Source organism: Sphingomonas flavida (genome assembly GCF_036663655.1).
GTDB lineage: Bacteria > Pseudomonadota > Alphaproteobacteria > Sphingomonadales > Sphingomonadaceae > Sphingomonas.
In genome coordinates, this window is the sequence record NZ_JAXOJH010000038.1 from 1 (window position 1) to 5,339 (window position 5,339).

Below are 5,339 nucleotides of genomic sequence, written 5' to 3' on the forward strand. Positions count from 1 at the left end.
CTCGTGCTCACGCAGCACGCCTATGATCTGATCCTCGGTAAAACGGCCTCGCCGCATCGCTCGTCTCCATCTGACGAGCTAACTTACCAATGGCATGATTTCCGGGGAGCAGGTCACTGAAAGTGAAGCTGAACATCAATGACCCGGCAAAAAGTCAGGAAGTCGAGGATATTTTCATTCTACAGGCAATGCATTTGCTAGAGAAAGCCGTTAGCATGGACGCGGTTGAGCGACTGAAAATGCAGATCGCATCGCTTAGTCCGTTCGAGGCAGCTATTCCGTTCGGAACGGTGTCGTTGAGGCGTGAGAATTATGGAGGTGGGATCAGCGGGGGTTACTCGCAATACTTCGAGATCAAGCGTGGTAGTGCCGGTTCGTAACTGACACTCATCCGCTTTTGGCGGGGTTTTTCACGGGCCATTCCGGTCTCTCTAATTTAACACCTGTCAGCATATCGGTAATTTGTCTAAGCCTCTCACCTACGAACGGCCTAATGACTTCTTGATCTTCTTCCGTCGCCGTTCGTTCATCCAAATCGGCCGCATAAGTCTCAAGGAAAAGCTTTAACGCGCTGAGCGTTGCACTTGTCGTGACGAGGTATCGAGCTATCGAACGACTACCTTGATCGTCCAGTTCGTAAATGGGAAATCTACTTATCTCTTCGCTCATCACCATCATTGTCATTGCAGCTTGGCGTAGCGAGAGAGGGAAAGGCAGGAAATGCGCGGACGTCCGATGATAACTTTCAATCGCTTCATACCCGTGGGAAAGTAGTCGATCAGCAGACAGCTTTAATTGCCGCTTCCTACGCCAGATCGGCGCGAAGGCTGTGAGATAGGTAACGATTAACGCCAGCATTGCGCCGAAAAACTGCGCCCATCCCGCCAGTTTGTCATGATTTTCGAACCATGTGATTAGGTCTGACACCAGATATATCCCTAATTTATCGGCCGACTATATCGCCCTTGCTATGATTCAAGTAGCCGTGTCAGCGATCGTAGGACTACCGCCCAATACCAAATTTCTATTTGGTCCTGATATGTTCATATCAACGGGCGCATATCTCGGCGAGGCGGGCGGCTAATGGCTTATGGCGACGGGTTCCGCTACTTCAAGGCGGGCGTGATCCTCATGGACCTGTACCGTCCGGACGAGCTGCCCGTGGCGGACCTGTTCGCCACCCGCGACCCTGCGAAGTCGAAGGCGCTCATGTGCCCGCTCCATGCGATCAATTCTCGCTTCGGGCGCGGCCTTAGCCTGTGAGGAAAATGCCGTCCCGCTTCCGGCGGCTTGATGGCGCGCTGGCGGAACTTCCGGTCGAAGAGCCGATGCTGCTCACCGAACTCGACGGTTTCCTGACCGGGCTTATCGTCTGTCCCGAACCGATCCCCGTCGATGAATGGATGACGGTCATATCGGGCGTCGAGGTCGATGGCGTCCCACCCTTCGAGGACCCGCTCGACGTGCAATGGTTCGTAAAGGCAGTCGCGGCGCGGCGCGACGAGATCGCGCGCGATCTGTCCCGTGGCAAGTTGCAGCCGATCCTCGACATCGACGAGCGGGATGGCGAGGTTCTGTGGGAATATTGGGTCGACGGCTTTTCCGACGCGATCGCGTTGCGGCCAGACGCCTGGGGCGGGGCGGCCGCCGCTGCCGAATGGACCGATCCATGGCACCGACTTCAAGCGCTGATCGCGATCGCGCGAGGCGAAAGCGAGCTCGACAGCGTCGAAGTCAACGCTTTCCAGGATCGTGCGGTGGCCGAGCTTACGGATACGGTCCAGCGCCTCTATGCGGCGCGTGCCGGCAAGGCGACGCCGATCGCCGTGGATGCGATTGCGGCGCCGAAGATCGGCCGTAACGACCCATGTCCTTGCGGATCGGGTAAGAAGCATAAGCATTGCTACGGTTGACCAGACCCATCGACCTGGCAGGCGGTTTCGTCTGATCCTCATCGCGGCAGATCGACCAAGCGTTGCCCGCCCACGACAGGGACGGGCAACGCGGTCACGTCACTGGACGAGACGCCCGATTATTTGGGAAAATGGATCCCACACAGCTTGTTGCCGTCGGGATCACGAAAATAGGCGAGTTCGATCGTACCCATGGACGCGGTCTGACGCGGGCCGGGTGGGGCTTCGATCGAGGTGCCGCCATTGGCCACTGCCGTATCGTGAAGTTGCTTCACCTGCTCCGGCGAGTTGCATGCAAAGGCGACGGTGCTGCCGTTCGCGACGGTCGCCGGTTCGTCGTTGATCGGCTGGCTGACGATGAAGTTTGTGCCCTTGCCGTTATTGTAGATGAGCCGAACATGGCCGCTGTCGGCGATATTCCGCGCCGGTTCGCCGACGCCGAGCGTGCCCAGCACCTCGTCGTAGAAGCGCTTCGATCGTTCAATGTCGTTCGATCCGACCATCGTGTGAAACAGCACTCTGTTCTCTCCTGCTCAGATTGTTGCTCAAGGACACAAACCGCCCTCGGGTCACGCGGTTGCTACGGGCGGTTATCCAGCTCCGGCACGCCGCTACTGCGATCGGCATAGGCGGCGAGGAAGGTCGGGCGGCGCTGCCACCGCTGCCAGAACGCATCGATATGTTCATAGCGCTCGTCGAGCGGCATCGCATTCACCTCGAACTTGGAGAAGGCGATCGCCGTCGCCAGCGTGATGTCCGAGAAGGTCGGCTCCCTACCGCCGAGCAGCCAGTCGCGGCCATCGGCCAGATGCCGGTCGACCAGCGCGGTATGCGCCAGCGCCTCCTTGCGGCAATGCTCACCCCATGCCGGATTCGAGGTCAGTTCGAGCTTGGGGCCAAGTCCCTGATGCAGGACATGGAACGCGGTCGTGATGCGGTAGAGAATGTGCACCCAGATGCGGTTGTCCCACATGGCGTCGAGCCCTTGCTCCTCGGCCGTGTCGCCCATGATCCGGCGGCCCGGAAGTGCCTGGTCGAGATAGCGCACGACGGCGGCAGTTTCCGAGATGAAGCTGCCATCGGCCAATTCAAGCGTCGGGGTTTCACCCCATGGGTTCATCTTCAGGTGCTTCCACTGCCGCTGCTCGCCCACCGGCGACATATTGTAGACCTGCTCGTCGAAACGGTCGGCAATGCCTTTCTCGTGCAGGAAGATGCGCAGGCGCTGGGGATTGGGGAACGCCGAGGGGGAGGTGAACAGGCGGAGCTTCGTGGTCGGCGGCGGCGGGGATTGCGACATCATAGTTTTACCTACCAAGTGATCGGTAGGCCGGCAAATGCGCGCTTGCGTGATGGGCGTCAAGGTCTATCTACCACTTGGTCGGGTTGGCGAGACGGGTGGAGCAGTGGCGGTTTCAACATCCAGGGAAGCGGTGCTGGCCGCCGCACGGCGGACTGCGATGGCGCGTGGCTATAACGGCCTCAACTTCCGTGACATCGCGGCTGAAGTCGGGATCAAGGCGCCCAGCATCCATCATCATTTCGCAACCAAGGCCGATCTCGGCGCGGCGGTGGCGCGGCGCTATTGGGAAGACACGGTCGAGCAGCTCGATGCGATTGCGGACGAAGCGCCCGACCCGCTGGCCGCGCTACGCCGCTATCCCGAGATTTTCCGGGCCTCGCTGTCGAACGACAACCGCATCTGCTTGTCCAGCTTCATGGCCGCCGAATATGACGATCTTCCCCATCCGGTGAAGGCCGAGGTGCAATGCTTCGCCGACGTCAACGTCGCGTGGCTCGGCAAGCTGCTCGTTGATGCCAAGGTCGTCGAAGCGGGTGAAAGCGAAGCGAGGGCAAAGGCGATCTATGCGGCGGTTGCCGGCGCACAACTCTTCGCAAGGGGCCGATCGGACATCGCGCTCTTCGATAAGATGATCGCCAGCTACCGCGCGGTGGGGCTCTTGCCGGCATAGGCGCCGGGACGAAACGCTAAACTTAAAACCGCACTTCGGTCCGCTTGCCTCGCTGTTTCGGCCAGGAAGGACCAGCCGTCGACGGACAAGCGTTCCTGCATGCACCACTGCGCCGACACGTCTCTTGCTAGCGTCCAATACCGTCCAAATCGCAATTGAAAATTGTGCCAATGCACTGTAGCAATGGGCTGTGCAGGCGGTACCTGCGCGCTGGTGGAATCAAGTACTTAGCTCGCAGATGCGTCGGGATGGGAATCCTGCCGCCCCAGCCAGTCACTGATTGCCCCAGCTAAGGGGACCTAAAACTGCGGTTTTCGGTAACTTAGCGGGGCTTCGACCATCGCAGTGGCGTCAACTGACGCCAGTCGATGGAGCCAGTCCCTGATGCCAGCGATCGAGAACGTCACCCGCCGCAGCGCGGTCTATTGGTGGCGGCGAAGGCTGCGTTTGGCGCCCGCGAGCGCAAATCCTATAACCGTTGTGACGATGGTCAGCCTTCTGACGAAGGACCAGCCGGTCGCGCGTCGACGCGCGGTCGCGATGACCGGGCGGAGCGAGGCGGTATCGGTCGTGATCGTCTTCCGGCCGTAGCCGTTGCGCGAGTTGCCGGTGCCCTCGTCTCCGGCCAAATGATGATCCATCTCCGCGTTCAAAGCGCGCTCCGTCAGCGCCTTCTTCAGCGCATCCAGCAGGCCGCCCTGCGCCAGGGCGGTACCAGCATCAGCGCCAGCCAGTAGCTGATCAAGCAGCTCGTTCGGTATCGCAGGCTCTTTGCGTCGGGACATATCGGGTCTCCTTCTTCCCCTTTATGCCCGCCCGCACACGAAATTCCTGACACTCCCCTGGCCCTGTTTTTGGCAACGGCGCCATTGGCGGTCTTTGGCGGGCCAGCTCTCCAGCAGTTCGCTATAACGCTCTTGTTTGGGCTTCTCCTGGCGACGAGTTCGTCCATCTTTATCGCCGCACCGCTGCTGCTCACCTTCTCGGAGCAGCGAGATAAGTGGGCAAAGCGCTCGAACGCCAACAATACGTCGGCTTTAACGCAGGCGTAGATAGAGCCGAGCCGGAAGCCTTGTCGCTCCCCGCTCGGACTGCTTGGGCTGAAGCTGAAGTAAGCCATAGGTTGGCGACATGCGTTGCGGCAGGCCTGAACCGTGACGGCCGAACAGCAGCCGTTTCGATACCGCTAATAGCGGACAACGACGCCGCTACATCAGCAGCCACGTGACGACGCTGGCACCACCCAAAAAGACGACTGCGGCGCGGCGACAACGGCAATTTGATGTCCGCTCTCTTCCCAATAGGAGACGCTGGGACCCTCAGCATCGCCATGGGTGACCCGTGTTCGCTACGGGTATCGACGCATCCATGTGCTTCTCCGACGGGAGGGCTGGGAGATCAACCACAAGCGCACTCATCGGCTGTATCGCGAACTCGGGCTGCAGCTGCGCAA

Annotated in this window: 8 protein-coding genes and 2 pseudogenes; 6 read left to right on the forward strand and 4 right to left on the reverse strand. The window is 60.0% G+C overall.

From position 1 onward, the window contains the following. Positions 1-122: 122 nt before the first annotated feature. Positions 123-380, forward strand: a complete 258-nt coding sequence (locus U1703_RS18620; RefSeq protein WP_332786940.1) for a hypothetical protein — start codon at positions 123-125, stop codon at positions 378-380. Positions 381-387: 7 nt separating this feature from the next. Here the strand turns inward: U1703_RS18620 and U1703_RS18625 are convergent, their stop codons facing one another. Then, the gene (locus U1703_RS18625) at positions 388-927 is read right to left on the reverse strand and encodes a hypothetical protein (RefSeq protein WP_332786941.1); all 540 of its coding nucleotides are present in this window, start codon (positions 925-927) and stop codon (positions 388-390) included. A 156-nt stretch (positions 928-1,083) separates the two neighbouring features. Here U1703_RS18625 and U1703_RS18630 point away from each other — a divergent pair, with 156 nt between their 5' ends. Both U1703_RS18630 and U1703_RS18635 read left to right on the forward strand, forming a co-directional pair. Continuing rightward, the gene (locus U1703_RS18630; protein WP_332786942.1) at positions 1,084-1,263 is read left to right on the forward strand and encodes a hypothetical protein; all 180 of its coding nucleotides are present in this window, start codon (positions 1,084-1,086) and stop codon (positions 1,261-1,263) included. A 5-nt stretch (positions 1,264-1,268) separates the two neighbouring features. After that, positions 1,269-1,913 carry a UPF0149 family protein gene (locus U1703_RS18635; protein ID WP_332786943.1) on the forward strand — a complete coding sequence of 215 codons (645 nt, stop codon included), beginning with the start codon at positions 1,269-1,271 and terminating at the stop codon, positions 1,911-1,913. Between the two features lie 119 nt (positions 1,914-2,032). Here the strand turns inward: U1703_RS18635 and U1703_RS18640 are convergent, their stop codons facing one another. Together U1703_RS18640 and U1703_RS18645 are read right to left on the reverse strand one after the other, a co-directional pair. Continuing rightward, positions 2,033-2,431 carry a VOC family protein gene (locus tag U1703_RS18640; RefSeq protein ID WP_332786944.1) on the reverse strand — a complete coding sequence of 133 codons (399 nt, stop codon included), beginning with the start codon at positions 2,429-2,431 and terminating at the stop codon, positions 2,033-2,035. A gap of 62 nt (positions 2,432-2,493) precedes the next feature. Continuing rightward, on the reverse strand, positions 2,494-3,216 hold the full coding sequence (locus tag U1703_RS18645) for a glutathione S-transferase family protein (RefSeq protein ID WP_332786945.1): 723 nt from the start codon (positions 3,214-3,216) through the stop codon (positions 2,494-2,496). Between the two features lie 103 nt (positions 3,217-3,319). On the opposite strand from U1703_RS18645, the gene U1703_RS18650 reads away from it, so the two are divergent. Continuing rightward, a complete protein-coding gene (locus U1703_RS18650; protein ID WP_332786946.1) occupies positions 3,320-3,886 on the forward strand; it encodes a TetR/AcrR family transcriptional regulator in 567 nt (188 codons plus the stop codon). A gap of 551 nt (positions 3,887-4,437) precedes the next feature. Here U1703_RS18650 and U1703_RS18655 read toward each other — a convergent pair. Next, positions 4,438-4,671: pseudogene (locus tag U1703_RS18655) on the reverse strand (transposase); the annotation flags it as partial. Positions 4,672-4,734: 63 nt separating this feature from the next. On the opposite strand from U1703_RS18655, the gene U1703_RS19020 reads away from it, so the two are divergent. Continuing rightward, complete coding sequence (locus tag U1703_RS19020) at positions 4,735-4,938, forward strand: hypothetical protein (RefSeq protein WP_443025850.1); 204 nt, start codon at positions 4,735-4,737, stop codon at positions 4,936-4,938. Between the two features lie 285 nt (positions 4,939-5,223). Beyond that, positions 5,224-5,339 (forward strand): annotated as a pseudogene (locus U1703_RS18660) (IS3 family transposase); the annotation flags it as partial.